Source organism: Streptomyces sp. NBC_01506, from assembly GCF_045040295.1.
Classification (GTDB): Bacteria; Actinomycetota; Actinomycetes; order Streptomycetales; family Streptomycetaceae; genus Streptomyces.
Genome location: NZ_CP109422.1, coordinates 7,550,990 through 7,568,994 on the forward strand (window position 1 = coordinate 7,550,990; position 18,005 = coordinate 7,568,994).

Annotated in this window: 19 protein-coding genes; 12 read left to right on the forward strand and 7 right to left on the reverse strand. The window is 70.1% G+C overall.

Going from position 1 to position 18,005, the window contains the following annotated elements; all coding sequences use genetic code 11:
* Nucleotides 1-12: 12 nt before the first annotated feature.
* The gene (locus OG329_RS33825; RefSeq protein WP_405800286.1) at nt 13-687 is read right to left on the reverse strand and encodes a FadR/GntR family transcriptional regulator; all 675 of its coding nucleotides are present in this window, start codon (nt 685-687) and stop codon (nt 13-15) included.
* Between the two features lie 64 nt (nt 688-751).
* On the opposite strand from OG329_RS33825, the gene OG329_RS33830 reads away from it, so the two are divergent.
* The 4 genes from OG329_RS33830 (at nt 752) to OG329_RS33845 (ending at nt 3,297) form a co-directional block, all read left to right on the forward strand.
* A complete protein-coding gene (locus OG329_RS33830) occupies nt 752-2,077 on the forward strand; it encodes a CynX/NimT family MFS transporter (protein WP_405800287.1) in 1,326 nt (441 codons plus the stop codon).
* A gap of 17 nt (nt 2,078-2,094) precedes the next feature.
* On the forward strand, nt 2,095-2,211 hold the full coding sequence (locus OG329_RS33835) for an SGM_5486 family transporter-associated protein (protein ID WP_405800288.1): 117 nt from the start codon (nt 2,095-2,097) through the stop codon (nt 2,209-2,211).
* Between the two features lie 295 nt (nt 2,212-2,506).
* Nucleotides 2,507-2,713: a hypothetical protein gene (locus OG329_RS33840; RefSeq protein ID WP_405800289.1), complete on the forward strand. Its 207-nt coding sequence runs from the start codon at nt 2,507-2,509 to the stop codon at nt 2,711-2,713.
* Between the two features lie 65 nt (nt 2,714-2,778).
* A complete protein-coding gene (locus OG329_RS33845; protein WP_405800290.1) occupies nt 2,779-3,297 on the forward strand; it encodes a SixA phosphatase family protein in 519 nt (172 codons plus the stop codon).
* Nucleotides 3,298-3,400: 103 nt separating this feature from the next.
* Here the strand turns inward: OG329_RS33845 and serB are convergent, their stop codons facing one another.
* On the reverse strand, nt 3,401-4,636 hold the full coding sequence (gene serB / locus OG329_RS33850; protein ID WP_405800291.1) for a phosphoserine phosphatase SerB: 1,236 nt from the start codon (nt 4,634-4,636) through the stop codon (nt 3,401-3,403).
* Nucleotides 4,637-4,939: 303 nt separating this feature from the next.
* Here serB and OG329_RS33855 point away from each other — a divergent pair, with 303 nt between their 5' ends.
* Entirely contained in the window at nt 4,940-7,627 is a 2,688-nt protein-coding gene (locus OG329_RS33855; RefSeq protein WP_405800292.1) for an FHA domain-containing protein, read from the forward strand.
* Nucleotides 7,628-7,742: 115 nt separating this feature from the next.
* On the opposite strand, the gene OG329_RS33860 is transcribed toward OG329_RS33855, so the two are convergent.
* The 3 genes from OG329_RS33860 to OG329_RS33870 all read right to left on the reverse strand — a co-directional run bounded on the left by OG329_RS33860 (nt 7,743) and on the right by OG329_RS33870 (nt 10,548).
* Nucleotides 7,743-8,465 (reverse strand): transglycosylase SLT domain-containing protein, encoded by a 723-nt coding sequence (locus tag OG329_RS33860; protein ID WP_405800294.1) that lies wholly within the window; start codon nt 8,463-8,465, stop codon nt 7,743-7,745.
* Between the two features lie 260 nt (nt 8,466-8,725).
* Nucleotides 8,726-9,853 carry an S-adenosylmethionine:tRNA ribosyltransferase-isomerase gene (locus OG329_RS33865; RefSeq protein ID WP_405800296.1) on the reverse strand — a complete coding sequence of 376 codons (1,128 nt, stop codon included), beginning with the start codon at nt 9,851-9,853 and terminating at the stop codon, nt 8,726-8,728.
* Nucleotides 9,850-10,548 (reverse strand): SDR family NAD(P)-dependent oxidoreductase, encoded by a 699-nt coding sequence (locus OG329_RS33870; protein ID WP_405800297.1) that lies wholly within the window; start codon nt 10,546-10,548, stop codon nt 9,850-9,852. The genes OG329_RS33865 and OG329_RS33870 overlap by 4 nt, the downstream gene beginning before the upstream one ends.
* 197 nt (nt 10,549-10,745) lie before the next feature.
* On the opposite strand from OG329_RS33870, the gene OG329_RS33875 reads away from it, so the two are divergent.
* The 3 genes from OG329_RS33875 to OG329_RS33885 all read left to right on the forward strand — a co-directional run bounded on the left by OG329_RS33875 (nt 10,746) and on the right by OG329_RS33885 (nt 12,948).
* Nucleotides 10,746-11,891, forward strand: coding sequence for a GAF domain-containing sensor histidine kinase (locus OG329_RS33875; protein ID WP_405800298.1), 1,146 nt, complete (start codon nt 10,746-10,748; stop codon nt 11,889-11,891).
* Entirely contained in the window at nt 11,884-12,531 is a 648-nt protein-coding gene (locus OG329_RS33880) for a response regulator (RefSeq protein ID WP_405800299.1), read from the forward strand. Before OG329_RS33875 ends, OG329_RS33880 begins: the two co-directional genes overlap by 8 nt.
* Before the next feature lie 171 nt (nt 12,532-12,702).
* Nucleotides 12,703-12,948, forward strand: coding sequence for a chaplin (locus OG329_RS33885; RefSeq protein WP_405800300.1), 246 nt, complete (start codon nt 12,703-12,705; stop codon nt 12,946-12,948).
* A 153-nt stretch (nt 12,949-13,101) separates the two neighbouring features.
* On the opposite strand, the gene OG329_RS33890 is transcribed toward OG329_RS33885, so the two are convergent.
* Nucleotides 13,102-13,887, reverse strand: coding sequence for a hypothetical protein (locus OG329_RS33890; RefSeq protein ID WP_405800302.1), 786 nt, complete (start codon nt 13,885-13,887; stop codon nt 13,102-13,104).
* A 135-nt stretch (nt 13,888-14,022) separates the two neighbouring features.
* Between OG329_RS33890 and OG329_RS33895 the strand changes: the two genes are divergently transcribed.
* The 4 genes from OG329_RS33895 (at nt 14,023) to OG329_RS33910 (ending at nt 17,307) form a co-directional block, all read left to right on the forward strand.
* Complete coding sequence (locus OG329_RS33895) at nt 14,023-14,814, forward strand: ABC transporter ATP-binding protein (protein ID WP_405800304.1); 792 nt, start codon at nt 14,023-14,025, stop codon at nt 14,812-14,814.
* A gap of 73 nt (nt 14,815-14,887) precedes the next feature.
* On the forward strand, nt 14,888-15,319 hold the full coding sequence (locus tag OG329_RS33900; RefSeq protein ID WP_405800305.1) for an NfeD family protein: 432 nt from the start codon (nt 14,888-14,890) through the stop codon (nt 15,317-15,319).
* Between the two features lie 170 nt (nt 15,320-15,489).
* Complete coding sequence (locus tag OG329_RS33905) at nt 15,490-16,419, forward strand: SPFH domain-containing protein (RefSeq protein ID WP_078078021.1); 930 nt, start codon at nt 15,490-15,492, stop codon at nt 16,417-16,419.
* 120 nt (nt 16,420-16,539) lie between these two features.
* The gene (locus OG329_RS33910) at nt 16,540-17,307 is read left to right on the forward strand and encodes a sulfite exporter TauE/SafE family protein (RefSeq protein WP_405800307.1); all 768 of its coding nucleotides are present in this window, start codon (nt 16,540-16,542) and stop codon (nt 17,305-17,307) included.
* Between the two features lie 106 nt (nt 17,308-17,413).
* Here the strand turns inward: OG329_RS33910 and OG329_RS33915 are convergent, their stop codons facing one another.
* Entirely contained in the window at nt 17,414-17,926 is a 513-nt protein-coding gene (locus OG329_RS33915; protein ID WP_405800308.1) for an HNH endonuclease, read from the reverse strand.
* Between the last annotated feature and the right edge of the window lie 79 nt (nt 17,927-18,005).

The following is an 18,005-nucleotide window of genomic DNA, read 5'->3' on the forward strand; positions in this document are numbered from 1 at the left end:
CTTTTCTCCCGGTCAGACGGTCTTCCGCAGACAACTGAACGCGTGGCTCGCCGCCTCCGCCCCCGCCGTGGACGCGTCCTGGGCCCTGATCGCCGCCACCAGCTTCGCGTGGTCCAGATGGAACGCCGGCCGCAGCTCAGGTCCCACATCGGCGCGCAGCCCGTCGCGCATCAGATGGCTCATGTCCGCGTAGAGCGCGGTCAGCACCTCGTTGTGGGAGGCCGCGACCACCGCCAGATGCAAGGTCGCGTCGGCGGCCACGAACAGATCGGCGTCCCCACCGGCCCACGCCTCCTCGCGGCGCGCCAGCAGCGTCTCCAACTGCCGCATGTCCCGCTCCGTACGCCGCTCCGCCGCCAGCCGCGCCGCCGAGGCTTCGAGGGTGGAGCGCACCTCCGCGATGTGCCGGGCGTCCGCGTCGGCGAACCGGCGGTACATCACACCGGCCAGCTCGCTGGTGGCCACGACATAGGTGCCCGAGCCCTGCCGGATGTCCAGGAGCCCGTTGTGCGCCAGCGCGCGGACCGCCTCGCGGACGGTGTTACGGGCCACCCCCAACTGCTCGACCAGCTCGGGCTCGGTGGGGATGCGTGAGCCCACCGGCCATTCGCCCGACGTGATCTGGTTCCGCAGCTCGGTGATCACCTGATCGGAGAGCGCGGATCGCCGGGGGGAGGTCAGGGCCATGATGCTCCAAACTCGTCTGGACTCGACTGGACAACCAATCATCCTATGATTCTATGATGGCTCCATGCTTGACGAGACCACGACCCCGACCCCACTCCGGGAGGACATCGCGCCCGCGCCCGCCGATTCTCCCGCACCGTCCCCGTCCCCCCGGACGACCGTGTGGCTGACCCGGCTGCTCGTCGTGGGCCTCGTCCTCGCCGCCGTCAACCTCCGTCCCGCCATCACCAGCCTCGGGGCGCTGCTCGAAGACGTCCGCGTCGGACTCCATATGAGCGGCAGCGTCGCCGGGGTCCTCACCTCCGTACCGGCGCTGTGTTTCGCCGTCTTCGGTATCACCGCCCCGCGTCTGGCCCGCCGCTTCGGACCCGGCGCGGTCGTCTGCGCCGGGATGGTGGCCATCACGGCCGGCCTGCTGATACGCCCCTTCACCAACAGCACGGCCGCTTTCCTCGCGGCGAGCGCGCTCGCGCTGATGGGCATAGCCCTCAGCAATGTGCTGATGCCGGTGATCGTGAAGCGGTACTTCCCGGACCGGGTCGGCACCATGACCGGCCTCTACTCGATGTCGCTGTCCGCCGGCACGGCGGTGGCCGCCGCCGCGACCGTCCCCATGACCGGTGCGCTGGGCGGCAGTTGGCGCCTCGGCCTCGGTCTGTGGGCCGTGGTCGCCGCCGTCGCCGTACTGCCCTGGGCCGCGCTCCTGGTCAGCGACCGCAAGAGCGCGGCCGGCGCGGCGAGGGCGGCCGGCGCGGCTGGTGGCGATACGGAGCGGCGGGCGCGGGCGCGGGAGTCGTCGCAGGCACCGGCGCCGAGTATCGCCCGCAGCCGCACCGCCTGGGCGCTCGGCTGTTTCTTCGGCCTCCAGGCCACGGGCGCGTACATCACCATGGGCTGGATGCCGCAGATCTTCCGCGACGCGGGGGTGTCGGCCGGCCGGGCGGGCCTGCTGCTCGCCGTCACGATGGTGATGGGCGTCCCACTCGCCTTCGTGATCCCGCGACTGGCCACCCGGATGAAGAACCAGGGCCCGATCGTCATCGCCCTGGGGGCCTGCGGTCTGATCGGATACGCGGGCCTCTTCCTCGCGCCCGCCGCCGGGGCCTGGGTGTGGGCGGTGCTGCTGGGCATCTCCAACTGCGCCTTCCCGCTGGCGCTCACGATGATCGGCATGCGCGCGAGGACCGGGCCCGGAGTCGTACGGCTGTCCGCCTTCGCGCAGAGCACGGGCTATCTGCTCTCCATTCCGGGGCCGCTGCTGGTGGGCGTGCTGTACCAGCACAGCGGCGGCTGGGAGCTGCCGATCATGTTCGTGGGCGGGCTGATGGTGCCGCAGATCGTGCTGGGGGTCATCGCGGGCCGGGACCGGACGATCGAGGACGAGTGCTGAGATGAGAAACTGGGCGCATGCCAGTCCTTGATCCGAGTCCCCAGAACGGCCAGAAGAAGCTGCTGCTGATGTTCGGCACGATCATCGGCATCATGGTCGTGATCGCCGTCATCGCCTCGATCGCCTCCCCGTAGTACCTCAATACCTCAGTACCTCGGCGAGTGAGCCGAAGGGGCGCGTCGGTGTCGAAAGGGAGAGCGCGCGCAGGCCCCGAGGAACGAGGGGCCGAGCACGGTCGACCGTCGACAGCGACTCAAAGCGCCCCGGAGGCGAACCGAGCCCTGAAAAAAAGAATGGGGAGGGTGGTGCTGGCACCACCCTCCCTTAGGGGGCCAGGGTCAGGGTCAAGTGGGTGGGTCTCCGGATGGGAGCGGGGTCCGCTGATCCGTAGCTTTGAGGTACCTCAACCGCAGACCTACGGAGGCGGCCATGTCGGCCCCTACGCACACCCGGTCCCACCGTCCGTCCCCCGACACCGTCGAGATCCGTCTCCCCTGGTGGGCTGTCGCTCTGCCCGCGATCGCGTTCGCCGCGCTGCTGCTGCTGATGACCGGTTCCGGGCAGGCCAACGCCGCCGCGGGCGACCCGGGCGTCGGCCGGGTGGTGCAGCAGATACAGCAGACCCTCGCCCGGTAGCCCATGGTGGGTGAGGGCTCCAACACCCCGCGCCTGACGGCGCATTTCGTGCGAAGCTGGGATGCATGAGCGTCGAAACACCCCGCAGGATTGTCCTACTCCGGCACGCGAAGGCCGACTGGCCCGAGGTGGCCGACCACGAGCGGCCGCTCGCCGAGCGAGGCCGCGCGGACGCCCCGGTGGCCGGCCGCCGGCTCGCGGAGACCGGTATCGCCTTCGACCTGGCTCTCTGTTCGACCGCGGCCCGTACGCGCGAGACCTGGAAACTGGCGGTGCACGAGCTGCCGCAGCGCCCCAGGACCGTCTACGAGGACCGGTTGTACGATGCCACGCTCGGCGATCTCCTGGCGCTGCTCACCGAGACGTCGGACGACGTGAACGACCTCCTTCTGATCGGCCACAACCCCGGTATGCACGCCCTTGCCGACGCGCTCTCGGCCCGCGCCGAGGGTGACGCCCTGGGGCGGCTGTCCGTGAGCGCGTTCCCGACCTCCGCGTTCGCCGTCATCGGCTTCACCGGCTCGTGGAAGACCGTGGAGCCCGATGTGGGGACGCTCCTCGAATACTGGGCCCCGCACGACTGACAGCGCGCTCGCTCTCCCCGACCGCCTCAATTCCCTTGACGACGAAGCCCCGGCACGGTGTGCGTGCCGGGGCTTCGTGTCGGGCGGGTTCGTTCGGACGGACTCAGGCGGGCGGATCCGCCTCCGCCGCCTCCACTTCTTCGACCTCTTCGCGTGTGATCCCCAGCAGATAGAGAACCGTGTCCAGGAACGGCACGTTCACCGCCGTGTGCGCGGCCCTGCGCACCACCGGCTTGGCGTTGAACGCGACCCCCAGCCCCGCCGCGTTCAGCATGTCGAGATCGTTCGCGCCGTCGCCGATCGCCACGGTCTGCGACAGCGGCACCCCCGCCTCGGCGGCGAACCTGCGCAGGAGCCTGGCCTTGCCCGCCCGGTCGACGATCTCGCCCACGACGCGACCGGTGAGCTTCCCGTCCACTATCTCCAGCGTGTTGGCCGCGGCGAAGTCCAGCCCGAGCTGGTCCTTCAGCGCGTCCGTCACCTGCGTGAACCCGCCTGACACGACGCCCACTTGGTAGCCGAGCCGCTTGAGCGTACGGATCAGGGTGCGGGCGCCGGGCGTGAGCCGTACCTCCGTGCGTACCTTCTCCACCACCGACGCGTCGAGTCCGGCGAGCAGCGCCACGCGCGCGTGCAGCGACTGCTCGAAGTCCAGCTCACCGGCCATGGCCCTGGCCGTCACCTCGGCGACCTGCTCCTCGCAGCCCGCGTGCGCGGCGAACAGCTCGATGACCTCGTCCTGGATGAGGGTCGAGTCGACATCCATGACGACCAGCCGCTGCGCCCGGTGGTGCAGCCCGGCCGAGACGACGGCGACGTCCACGCCGATCTCGGCGGCCTCGGTCGCCAGCGCCGTACGCAGGGGTTCGGTCTCCGTACCCGACACCGCGAACTCCACGGCGGTGACCGGGTACTTCGCCAGCCGGAAGATACGGTCGATGTTGCCGCCGGTCGAGGTGATGCGGGCGGCGATGGCCGCCGTCGACTCGGCGGACAGCGGATGTCCGAGCACCGTGACATGGGAACGGCCGCTGCCGCGTGGGCGGTTGTCGCCGGTCCCGGAGATGATCTCGGCCTGGAGCTTCAGGGACTCCGCCCAACTGTGGACGGTCGCGCGCAGCTCGCCCTCGGTGCCGCCGTCGGCGGCGGGCGAGGTGACAAGCGCGCACAGGACGATACGGCCACGGGTGACGACCTGCTCGATGTCTATGACGTCGAGCGAATAGGCGGCGAGGGTGTCGAAGAGGCCGGCGGTGATCCCCGGGCGGTCTTTCCCGAAGATCTTGACGAGAAGCGTGGGGGCGGCGTCAGTGGTCTGACGGGGCTGCGATGCGCTCATGGTGATTCCACCGTATCGGGAGTGACGCGTGAGGCGACCTGGCGTCCCGCGTATCGGACACGGTCCCGCCAACCGGACACGCTTGCGGGACATCCTGCGGCATATACCGGACAGGTCCGCGGGCCGTGGGTCCCTCTTGCGGGGTTTGCGGCTGTTCACCGACATTTCGCCGAGCCCCGATGGGGATTTTGTGGTCTTTCCCGAGGCCCGACTTTCGGATAAGGGGGCGAGCCTGAAATAGTTCCCCCCGATGTTCGCCATCCCTAGACTTCCCGTGATGGGGAGTAACCCGGGGGACAACCAGTGGGGCATGGAGTGCCGGAACTCGTACTTGAATTGAACGGAAGGACCTGGACGCTCGACCGGTCCAGGTCGTACACCCTGGGACGTGATCCACAGGGCGACCTGGTGATCGATGACGCTCGGGTCTCGTGGCGCCACGCCACCATCAGTTGGGGGGGCCGTAGTTGGGTGATCGAGGACCACGGCAGCACGAACGGCACCTATGTGGGGGGTCAGCGGATCCACCAGATGGAAATCGGTGCCGGTACCGCTGTACATCTCGGTAACGCGACCGACGGACCGCGGCTGAATCTCAACGGCGCGGCGGCGGGCGCGTACACACCGCAGAGCGCGACGCCCCAGGCCCAGGCGCCACAGGCCCAGGCGGCGCCGCAGGCTCAGGCACCGCAGGTGCAGCACGCTCCGCCGCAGCAGGCGCCCGTGCAGCCCCAGCCGCAGGGCGCTCCCAACTGGGCGCCCCAGCAGCAGCCACCTCAGCAGCAGGGCTGGCCGCCACCGCAGCAGAAGCCACCCCAGCACCAACAACAGCAACAGCCGCCTCAGCATGGCTACGTACCGCCGCAGCACGCAGGGCCGGGCAGCGCCGGCGGTCCTGGCGGTCCTGGCGGTCCTGGCGGTCCCGGTGGTCATGGCGGGCTCGGCACCGGTGGCGCGGCGGGGGCCCCATCGGTGTACGGAGACCGCAGCCCGACCACCTTCCACCAGGTGGCTCTCGGCCGGGTGATGCGCATCGGCCGTGCCCTGGAGAACGAACTGGTCGTCTCCGACCTCCAGGTCTCGCGTCTGCACGCCGAGTTCACCTCGACGCCCGACGGCCGGTTCCAGATCCGCGACCTCGGATCCCACAACGGCACGTACGTCAACGGTCAGCCGATCCCCAAGTCCGGTACGGCGCTCATCGGCCCGAACGACATCGTCGGCGTCGGCCACTCGACCTTCCGCCTCGTCGGCGACCGGCTCGAAGAGTTCGTCGACACCGGTGAGGTCTCCTTCTCGGCCCGCCATCTCACGGTGACGGTCGACGGCGGCAAGCAGATCCTCAAGGACGTCTCCTTCGGCGTCCCCGAGAAGTCGCTCATCGCGGTCATCGGCCCCTCGGGCTCCGGCAAGTCCACGCTCCTCAAGGCGCTCACCGGCTACCGGCCCGCCAACGAGGGCGATGTCCTTTACGACAACAGGAATCTGTACAAGCAGTTCGCCGAGCTGCGCCAGCGCATCGGTCTGGTCCCGCAGGACGACATCCTGCACAAGGAGCTGACCGTACGGAAGGCGCTCAAGTACGCCGCCAAGCTCCGCTTCCCCGGTGACACCGCCGAGTCCGAGCGCGAGGCCCGGATAGACGAGGTGCTGCGCGAGCTCAAGCTCGACATCCACAAGGAGAAGCGGGTCACCTCGCTCTCCGGAGGCCAGCGCAAGCGCGTGTCGGTCGCCCTCGAACTGCTGACCAAGCCGTCGCTGATCTTCCTGGACGAGCCGACCTCGGGTCTCGACCCGGGGATGGACCGTGACGTCATGCAGCTCCTGCGCGGCCTCGCCGACGACGGCCGTACGGTCCTGGTCGTCACCCACTCCGTGGCCGAGCTGGCGATCTGCGACAAACTGCTGGTCATGGCGCCCGGCGGCTCGGTCGCGTACTTCGGACCGCCGGAGGAAGCGCTCAACTTCTTCGGCTACACCACCTGGGCCGATGTCTTCTCGGCGTTCGAGAACTACCGCGACTACGACTGGGCGGGCCGCTGGCGCGGTTCGCAGCATTACCAGATGTACGCGGCCGACATCGACGCCGTCGCGGCGCAGCCCGTCCATATGCCGACGCCGCAGCAGATGCGCCCGCCGAAGCCGCAGAGCTGGGGCTCCCAGCTCTGGACGCTGATCCGGCGCTACTCCTCGGTGATCGCCTCCGACCGGGGCTTCCTCGGCCTGATGGTGATACTGCCCGCCGTCCTCGGCGTGGTGAGCGTCGTGATCCCGGCCGATTTCGGTCTGGGACCGCCCGAGCCGCCGTCCCAGTTCAACGGCAAGGCCGGGACGATCCTGCTGATCCTCGCGGTCGGTATGTGCTTCTCGGGCGCGGCCAACTCCGTACGCGAACTGATCAAGGAACGGGTGATCTACGAACGGGAACGGGCCACCGGGCTCTCCCGCTCCGCGTATCTGATGTCCAAGGTCATCGTGCTCGGTGTGATCACGGCCTTCCAGGGCGTCATCATCTGCGGCATCGGCTTCGCGCCCCGCGCGCTGCCCGACGAGGGCCTGCTCATGCCGCCGGCCGTCGAGATGTGCATCGTCATCATCGCGCTCGGCTTCACGTCGATGATGTTCGGTCTGGTGATCTCCTCGCTGGTCAAGACCGCCGAGAAGACCATGCCGCTGCTGGTGATGTTCGCGATCGTCCAGGTCGTGTTCACGGGCACGCTCTTCCAGGTCTACGGTTCGCCCGGCCTGGAGCAGTTCGCCTGGCTGATGCCCTCGCGCTGGGCGATCGCCGGCACCGGATCGACCCTCGACCTGGCGCATCTGATGCCGCCGTGGGAGCCCAAGAGCCCCAACGACCTGGACCCGCTCTGGGACCACTCGGTGTCGCAGTGGGGCTTCAACCTCGGGGTCCTGCTGTTCATCGGCGTCGTGTGCGGGTTCGTGGTGGCGCGGTTGCTGCGCCGCCATGAGCCGGAGGTCATGCGGAAGTAACGGGGAGTACGCGACACGCAGCCGCCGGTGGGCGGCACCCCGCGAAGGGGTGCCGCCCACCGGCGTCTGTGCGTGTCGCGCGTGCTGTGCGTGCTGCGCGGGGTCGTACAGCGGCTCAGTAGGCGCTGTCGACGTTGTCGATCGTGCCGTAGCGGTCGGCGGCGTAGTTGGCCGCGGCCACGATGTTGGCGACCGGGTCGTACTGGCTCTTGGGCGTGCCCTTGACGTGGTACGTGTCGAAGGTCGGCTTGATCACCTGGAGCAGGCCGATCGACGGGACGCCGTTCTTGGCGTTGATGTCCCAGTTGTTGATCGCACGCGGGTCACCGCTGGACTCACGGATGATGTTGCGGTGCAGCCCGTCGTACGTGCCGGGGATCTTCTCCTTCTTCATGATGGACAGGGCTTCCTTGATCCATCCGTTCAGGTTGTTGGCGTAGGTGGGCTTGCGCTCGGCGGCGCGGCTGGCCTTCGCCTTCTCGGCCGCGCGCTTCTTGGCCGCGGCGGCCGCCTTCTCCTTGGCCGCTGCCTTCTCCTTGGCGTCGGCCTTGGTCTTCGCCGACTGCTGCGCCGCGTGAATCTCGGCGGCGCGGTCGGCGATGGTGCTCTGCTTGGTCAGGCTCTCCTGCAAGGCGGCGGGGCCGTTGTTGGCCGTGGTGTTCCAGGCCACCGGAGCGGTGGACACTGAGCCGGCCGCGGTCTTGCTCTCGGCCTCCGCGGATGCGTTGCCCGGGATCAAGGAGAGTGAAACGGCCGCGGCGGCGACGACTGTCACGCCGGCGATCGAGAGCTTGTGGCTCTTGTTCAGACGGTTGCCAGGGGTGCTGGACGCGGTCATACGACATACCTCTTCGAATAGCGGGAGTCGCGGAGGCCGGTCGGCCAGATGCCTTTCTCGGCGGCGACGGCTGCAATTCTTAGCGGCAGCAAAAACATGTGGCAAAGGTGGGATGTACGACCCGTGGTAGTTGAAAGAGGTGCAAATAAGACACCTCGGGACCGACTCACGCCACGTTTATGCCAGTCGTTATGTCCACTACATACCTTCGTAAGTGATCTGGGTCCTATGTGCGGCGTCACATTGGGCAGGTGCCGTTCTTACCGGAGGTTGCTGGCGCAACTCGGAGAGTGAGCGGTCTCATCCGGGAGGACGAGGTGGACGTCGCCGAACTCATGCCAGAGGTAGAGATGGCGTACCGCCGCCGTATAACCGCGCTCCAGCGCCGCCCGCCCGGCGATCGCCTCCAGCATCAGCAGATGCGAGGCCGCCGGCTCGTGCAGCCCGGTCAGCAGCCCGTCCACGACGCGCACCCCGCGCCGCGGTGTGACCACCAGATCCGTCCAGCCCGACGCCGCCCGTACGACCCCGCCCGGGTCGGCCGCCGACTCCAGCGCGCGTACGGCCGTCGTCCCGACGGCGATGATCCGCCCACCACCCGCCCGCGCCGCGTTCACCAGCCGCGCCGTGGTCTCCGGCACCTCGAAGCGCTCCGGATACGGCGGCTCGTGCGCCTCCGCCGACGCCACCCCGGTGTCCAGCCTGATCGGCGCGAACTGCACCCCCCGGCTCACCAGCTCCGCCACCAGCCGCGCGGTGAACGGCCGGCCCGCGCTCGGCATCTCCGCCGAGCCCGAGCCGTCGGGGGAGGGGAGCGCGAAGACCGTCTGGTACGCCGAGAGCGGCTGGTCCCGCTCCGTGTACCCGTAGCGGATGGGACGGCCGTGGCGGCTCAGCAGCCCCGGTACGTCCCCGCCGGCGAACCGCGCCCACCACAGCCGGGTGCCCGCCGGGTCCAGCGGCTCCTCCAGTACGAGGTGCCCGCCGCCCGGCAGCCGTACGACCGCACCGGCCGGACCCCCGGGCCGCGCCAGCGTCGCCCCCTTGCGCCCGCTCCCGCCCCCGCCCCCGCCCGGTGTCCGCAGCTCCACCGCCCACCGGCCGTCGTCCCCCCGCGTGGAGAAGTGGACGACCAGCCGCTCCGCGCCGAGCCGCCCGTCGATCGCCGCCGGCAGCGTCCGCGAGGTGTTCACCACGAGCACGTCCCCGGCCCGCAGCCGCCCCGCCAGCTCCCCGAACACGTGGTGCGACACCGCCGTGCCCCGCGTCACCAGGAGCCGTACGTCGTCCCGCCCCGAGCCCCGCTGCTCGGCAGGCACCCGCGCGGAGAGCCCGTCGGGCACCCGCAGCCCCTCCAGCCCCGGCCGCTCCACAGCCGCCCCGGTCATGACGCCACCCCCAGCAACGAGGTGGCCGAGTAACGGCCGCTCGTCGGCCGCTCCCGCAGCAGCCGCAGGAAGCCCGGCACCACGGACCGGGGATCCGGCCGCGCGTCACCGTCGTCCGGCACGGCCGCCGCGTACAGATCCGTCCGCATGTCGCCCGGGTCGACGGTCCACACCCGCAGCTCCGGCTCCTCCACGGCGAGCACGGCGGCCAGATGGTCCAGCGCGGCCTTGGACGCCCCGTACCCGCCCCAGGTCTCGTACGCCTCCGCCGCCGCGTCCGAACTGACGGCGATCACCGTGCCCGCGCCGCCCGCCCGCAGCAGCGGCAGCGCCTCCTGCACCAGCCCGAGCGCCGCCACCACATTCGTCTCCAGCGCGGCACGCAGCCCGTCCAGCGCCAGCGCGTCCAGCCGTACGAGCGGTTCGGCGCCCAGCGCGCTCGCGTTGCTCACCAGCAGATCGAGCCCGCCGAGCCCGGCCGCCGCCGCGACCAGCTCCCCCCGGTGTACGGGATCGGTCACGTCCCCCGAGATCGCCGTCACCCGTGTCCCGTGCGCCCGGATCTCGTCCGCGGCCTCCGCGAGCGTTCCCGCCGTCCTGGCGTCGAGCACCAGGTCCCACCCGTCCCGTGCGAGCGCACCGCCGAGCGCGCGGCCCAGTCCCTTGGAAGCCCCCGTGATGATCGCTACCGGCATGGCGTCCACTCCTTCTCGCCTCGGATCGGCGCCGGATGTCGTCCAGAGCCGTTGTCCTCAACGTAGAAAGGGCCGAAGGACCGGCGCCTCGGGCGTGAGTCCCGCCGTGCCGAGTCACTTAGCCCTAGGCCGTAGGCCCTCGTCCCCTGCTCCTCAGGTCCGATCCGGCCGCTGACACCCGCCGGTACGGTGAGGCCATGAGCCACCGACCCAGCTCCGGGCTCGCCGCCGTGAGCACCGCGCTCCTCGCGATGAGCAGACATCTGGAGGTACGGGACGTCCTCAAGACGATCGTCGCCTCCGCCCGCGAACTGCTCGACGCCGAGTACGCCGCGCTCGGCGTGCCCGACGACCACGGCGGCTTCGCCCAGTTCGTGGTCGACGGCGTCAGCGACGCGCAGTGGAAGGCGATCGGCCCGCTCCCGCGCCAGCACGGCATTCTCGCGGCGATGCTGCGCGAGGCACGGCCCCAGCGGCTCGCCGACGTGAAGAAGGACCCCCGCTTCGGCGGCTGGCCCAGCGCCCACCCCGACATGTCCGACTTCCTCGGCCTGCCCATCCGCGACGGCGACGAGACGATCGGCACACTCTTCCTCGCCAACAAGCGCTGCCCCAAGCCGGCCGGCGGCTGCGGATTCACCGAGGAGGACGAGGAACTTCTCGGCATCCTCGCCCAGCACGCCGCGATCGCCCTCACCAACGCCAGGCTGTACGAGCGCAGCCGGGAGCTGACCATCGCCGAGGAACGCTCCCGGCTCGCCCATGAACTCCACGACGCCGTCAGCCAGAAACTCTTCTCGCTGCGGCTCACCGCCCAGGCCGTGTCCAGCCTCATCGACCGCGACCCGGCACGGGCCAAGGGCGAACTGCAACAGGTCGCCGACCTCGCCGCCGAGGCCGCCGACGAACTGCGCGCCGCCGTCGTGGAGCTGCGCCCCGCGGCCCTCGACGAGGACGGCCTCGTCCACACCCTGCGCACCCACATCCAGGTCCTCGACCGCGCGCACGCCGCGCAGGTCACCTTCGACAGTTGCGGTGTACGGGCCCTGCCCGCCGCCCAGGAGGAGGCGATGCTGCGGGTGGCCCAGGAAGCGCTCCACAACGCGCTGCGCCACTCCGGCGCGGACCGCGTCGACGTGACCATCGCCCGCCGGGGTCCGGGCTCGGTCCTCAGCGTCACCGACAACGGCAAGGGCTTCGAACCCAAGGCCGTCCGCAGGGCGGGCCGTCACCTCGGGCTCGTCTCGATGCGGGACCGGTCGAGCGGTGTGGGCGGCAGGCTGACCGTGCAATCGGCGCCCGGACAGGGCACCACGATCGAGATGGAAGTGCCCGGTGGCTGACGACAAGAGAATCCGCGTGCTGCTGGTGGACGACCACCAGGTGGTCCGGCGCGGCCTGCGCACCTTCCTGGAGATCCAGGACGACATCGAGGTCGTGGGCGAGGCGTCCGACGGCGACGAGGGCGTGGCCGGCGCGGAGGAGCTGCGCCCGGACGTCGTACTGATGGACATCAAGATGCCCGGCACCGACGGCATCGAGGCGCTGCGCAAGCTCCGCGATCTCGCCAACCCGGCCAAGGTGCTGATCGTCACGAGCTTCACCGAGCAGCGCACGGTGGTGCCCGCGCTGCGCGCCGGGGCTGCCGGATACGTATACAAGGACGTCGACCCGGAGGCGCTGGCCGGCGCGATCCGCTCCGTACACGCCGGTCATGTCCTGCTCCAGCCGGAGGTGGCGGGGGCCCTGCTGGCGCAGGACGACCCCGGCACGGGGCACGGCAGAGGGTCCTCACTCACCGACCGGGAGCGCGAAGTGCTCACCCTGATCGCGGACGGCCGCTCCAACCGGGAGATCGCCCGCGCGCTCGTGCTGTCGGAGAAGACCGTCAAGACGCATGTCTCGAACATCCTGATGAAGCTCGACCTCGCGGACCGTACGCAGGCTGCGCTGTGGGCCGTACGGCACGGGATCACGGGCTGATCCGGAACGCTCCGAAGCGATCCGAAGCGATCCGGAACGTCGTCTTCCGATCTGAGATTCATACCGTCGGGTGTATGTCCCCCACACGGCGTATCCCCAGCGGCGTCCGCGCGTTCTCCATGGCGTGCCGCGGATTACCGCCGCGGCCCTTGCGATGGAGGATTTTCGAAAATGAACAACCTTAAGAAGGCCGCCGCTCTCACCATGATCGCCGGTGGCCTCGTCGCCGCGGGTTCCGGTGCCGCCTTCGCCACCGGCGGTGCCCACGCCGACGGCCAGGCCGTGCACTCGCCGGGCGTCGGCTCGGGCAACCTCGTGCAGGCCCCGATCCACATCCCCGTGAACGCGGTCGGCAACACGGTCAACGTGATCGGCGTCCTCAACCCGGCGTTCGCCAACGGCGGCCTGAACCACTGATCCACCGCCTCCCAGGCGCCACGGCCCCCGGGCCCGTCCGCGACGACGGGCCCGGGGGCCGCTTGTCCCCAATCGCCGGGCGGGCTGCGCATGCCGCCCGCCCGGCGATTGAGGACAAGCAGCCCCCGGCCGGGCCCGGTCGACCAACCCCGGTCACAACCCCCGCTCCCGCTCCTCCACATACGCGTTGTACGCCGCCACCTGCGCCCGCCTCGACACCCGCTCCACCGGCCGCAGCGCCTCACCCCGCGCCGCCATCTCCGACGCGCTCACCGCCCCGCCGTCCCCGTACTCCCGCGCCAGCCCGACCAGCAGCCCCACCCGCTGCGCCAGCTCCAGCACCCGTACCGCACGCGGCGGATAGCCCGGAGCCAGTACGTCACCGCCCCGCTCCGCCCGCGCCCGGTACGCGTCCAGCGCCGCCTCCGCCACCGGCCCCGACCCCGCGACATCCAGCCGCGACAGCGCGTCCGTCGCCTCCCGCAGCGCCTCGGCCAGCTCCCGCTCCGCCTCGCCGAGCGAAGGAACGTCCGCCGGCGGCGCCTCACGCACCGGCAGACAGTGCCAGACCACCTCGACACGAGGATCGCCGGCCGGCCCCACCGCCGACACCTCGGGCACCAGACCGTACGGCGCCCCGGAGGCGACCACCGCCTCCTCGGCGTCCAGCGCGCGGGCGTTGAACTCCGGCGGCCCGCTGAGCCCCAGCGGATGACCCGGCGCCGGCAGCGCCACCCGGTACCCGCTCACCCCCAGCGCGCGCAGCCTGCCGAGCGCCAGCGTCAGCCCGACCGGACCGGCCTCGCCCGGCAGCCCCGCCACCCGGTGCACCGCGTCCGGCCCGACGATCGCGTCAGCCGCGTCGTCCGGCGATACGAAACCGGCAAGGAGGGCATTTCCCCAGGCCGCCAACAGTCCTGAGCGTGGTTCGGAAAGCATGACCCCAGCCTAGGGAACGGACCTAAGGAGTTGACCGCCGGACCGGTGGCGTAGGTTTTCCCTGTGGAGCCGCGCCCACAGGCGCACGCCAGATCTCAAGACGCATCAAAGACTGCAAGGGGAGACAACGCGCTCATGAGCGATGTACTGGAGCTGGTGGACGTATCCGTGGTCCGCGACGGACGCGCTCTGGTGGACGATGTCTCCTGGTCCGTCAAGGAAGGCGAGCGCTGGGTGATTCTCGGCCCCAACGGCGCCGGAAAGACCACCCTCCTCAACCTCGCCTCCAGCTACCTCTTCCCCTCCAAGGGCAAGGTCAAGATCCTCGGCGACAAGCTCGGCAAGGTCGACGTCTTCGAACTGCGCCCCCGCATCGGCATCGCCGGCGTCGCCATGGCCGAGAAGCTGCCCAAGCGCCAGACCGTGCTCCAGACGGTCCTCACCGCCGCGTACGGCATGACCGCCACCTGGCACGAGAACTACGACGAGGTCGACGAGCGCCGCGCCCGCGCCTTCCTCGACCGGCTCGGCATGACCGAGTACCTGGACCGCCGGTTCGGCACCCTCTCCGAGGGCGAGCGCAAGCGCACCCTGATCGCCCGCGCGATGATGACCGACCCCGAGCTGCTGCTCCTGGACGAGCCCGCCGCCGGTCTCGACCTCGGCGGCCGGGAGGATCTCGTACGCCGGCTCGGCCGGCTCGCCAGAGACCCGTACGCCCCCTCCATGATCATGGTCACCCACCATGTCGAGGAGATCGCCCCCGGCTTCACTCACGTCCTGATGATCCGCCAGGGCAAGGTCCTCGCCGCCGGTCCCATGGAGACCGAGCTGACGTCCCGTAACCTCTCCCTCTGCTTCGGCCTCCCGCTCGTCGTGGAGCAGGCCAACGACCGCTGGTCCGCCCGCGGTCTGCCGCTGCGCTGACCTCCGCCGCTCTCGGCCGATGACCTGATCGCACCCCTGTCCGGACCGGACTCGTCGCCCTACCATGAGAGTTGTGGAAATCGAAGCGTGGGTGTGGTGGCTGATCGCGGCCGTAGGACTGGGAATTCCGCTCGTCCTGACGGCGATGCCCGAGTTCGGGATGTTCTCGGCGGGCGCGGTGGCCGGTGCCGTCGTCGCGGCGCTCGGTGGCGGAATCGTGGCGCAGGTCCTCGTCTTCGTACTGGTCTCGGTGGCCCTCATCGCCGTCGTACGGCCCCTGGCCGCCAGACAAGGCTCCCGAACTCCCCGACTGGCCACGGGAATCGACGCCCTGAAGGGGCGTCAGGCCGTCGTCCTGGAACGGGTCGACAGCAGCGGCCGGGGCCGGATCAAACTCGCCGGAGAGATCTGGTCCGCACGCTCCCTCGACGCCGAACAGAGCTTTGAACCGGGGGAGAAGGTCGATGTCGCCGACATCGACGGCGCGACCGCCGTGGTGATGTGAGCGCGCGCTCCACGTGCCCGCCCTCCGTGTGCCCGCGCCGCACGTGCCCGCGCACGCCGTGCGAACTGAGCCAACCAGGCCGAACACGCCGCACACGCAGGCGTGTTCTGCGAAACTGGATCATCTGACAGTCCGGCAGTCCGGTAGCAGCGAAGGGCAGTAGGAACGCGATGCCATCAATCATCATCGTCCTGGTCATCCTGGTGGTGCTTGTATTCATCGCCCTGATCAAGACGATCCAGGTCATCCCGCAGGCGAGCGCCGCCATCGTGGAGCGCTTCGGGCGCTACACCCGCACGCTCAACGCGGGCCTGAACATCGTGGTCCCCTTCATCGACTCGATCCGCAACCGCATCGACCTCCGTGAACAGGTCGTCCCCTTCCCGCCCCAGCCGGTGATCACCCAGGACAACCTGGTCGTCAACATCGACACGGTCATCTATTACCAGGTCACCGACGCCCGCGCCGCGACGTACGAAGTCGCCAGCTACATCCAGGCGATCGAACAGCTCACCGTCACCACGCTGCGCAACATCATCGGCGGCATGGACCTGGAGCGGACCCTCACCTCGCGCGAGGAGATCAACGCGGCCCTGCGCGGCGTCCTCGACGAGGCCACCGGCAAGTGGGGCATCCGCGTCAACCGCGTGGAGCTGAAGGCCATCGAGCCCCCGACCTCCATCCAGGACTCGATGGAGAAGCAGATGCGCGCGGACCGCGACAAGCGCGCCGCGATCCTCACCGCCGAGGGCATTCGGCAATCGGCGATCCTGACCGCCGAGGGCGAGAAGCAGTCGGCGATCCTGCGTGCCGAAGGTGAGGCCAAGGCAGCCGCCCTGCGCGCCGAGGGCGAGGCCCAGGCGATCCGTACGGTCTTCGAGTCCATCCACGCGGGAGACCCCGACCAGAAGCTCCTCGCCTACCAGTACCTCCAGATGCTCCCCAAGATCGCCGAGGGCGACGCCAACAAGCTCTGGATCGTGCCCAGCGAGATCGGCGACGCCCTCAAGGGACTCAGCGGCGCCTTCGACAACCTCGGCGCCGGGGTACCGGGCTTCAACACCGGCAAGGAGCGGCGCCAGCAGCCGCCGCTCGACTGATCCAGCCGTAGCCTCACAGCCCGGTCCCGTACGCGGCGCACCACCCCCCGTCGTACGGGACCCGGCCTGCCGTCGGGCATGATCGGTGCAGCAACCACCGATCACCGAGGGGCATTCCGAGTGACCATCTGGGAGATGCTCGCCGTCTTCGTCGCGGGCACCTGCGCCGGAACCATCAACGCCATGGTCGGCTCGGGGACGTTGATCACCTTCCCCGTACTGCTCGCGACCGGCATGCCCCCGGTCACCGCCACCGTCTCCAACGCGCTCGGCCTGATACCGGGCGCCGTCAGCGGAGCCATCGGCTACCGGGCGGAGCTGACCGGACAGCGCCGCCGCGTCATGCGCCTGGGCGTCGCCGCCGTCTGCGGCGGGCTCTGCGGAGCGATCCTGCTCGTCACGCTGCCGTCCACGGCCTTCGAGACGATCGTGCCGATCCTCGTCAGCCTCGCGCTCGTGCTGGTGATCCTCCAGCCCCGGCTCGCCAAGACCGTCCAGCGCCGCCGCGAGCGCAAGAACGTCCTCACACAGACGGACGGCGGCCCGCTCCTCTTCGGCGGCGTACTGACCGCCAGCGTCTACGGGGGCTACTTCACGGCGGCCCAGGGGATCATCTACATGTCCCTGATGGGCATGCTGATCGACGACGAGATGCAGCGGCTCAACGCCGTCAAGAACGTCCTCGCCGCCATCGTCAACACCATCGCGGCGGTGTTCTTCCTCTTCGTCGCCGAATTCGACTGGACGGCGGTCGTGCTCATCGCCGTGGGCTCGGCGATCGGCGGCCAGATCGGCGCGAAGGTCGGCAGACGGCTCTCGCCAAAGGTGCTGCGCGGACTGATCGTGGTCGTCGGCACGGTGGCCATCGTCCAACTGGTCACGCGCTGACGCGACGCGCGACCGCGCGACCGCGCGATACGGGAATCGCCGGACGGGCCGCCGCGCGTGCGACCCGTCCGGCGATTCCCGAACCTCACGGACAAGGATTCAAGGGCTACGCGGCCGTACGGACCCCCGCCAGCCACTGCGGCAGCGTCGACCGCTCACCGGCCCGCAGCGCCAACAGCATCGCGTCGGCCGGCGACGGCACGAACGGCTCGTACAGCAGCGGCATCCCCGCCTGCTCCGGCGTCCGGTCGGCCTTGCGGTGATTGTCCTCGGCACACGAAGCGACCGTATTGAGCCAACTGTCGGCACCGCCACGCGATCGCGGCACCACGTGGTCCACGGTCGTCGCGCGCCGGCCGCAGTACGCGCACCGGTGCTGGTCGCGTATCAGCACCCCACGTCTCGACCACGGCGCCTGTCTTCGGAAGGGCACCCGTACATACCGGCAGAGCCTGATCACCCGGGGCACCGGGAGATCCACCGCGGCCGCACGAATCCGCAGACCGGGGTGGGACTGCTCGACGACGGCCTTGTCCTGGAGGACCAGCACCACCGCACGGTTGAGTGTCACCGTCGACAGCGGCTCGAAGCTCGCATTCAGTACCAGCGTGTCCCGCATCCCGCCCACCTCCCGTGTGCCGCCCCGCCGGGCGGCGGGCTGGGATCAACTCTGGCCGGGCGCGCCGAGATGGACAACG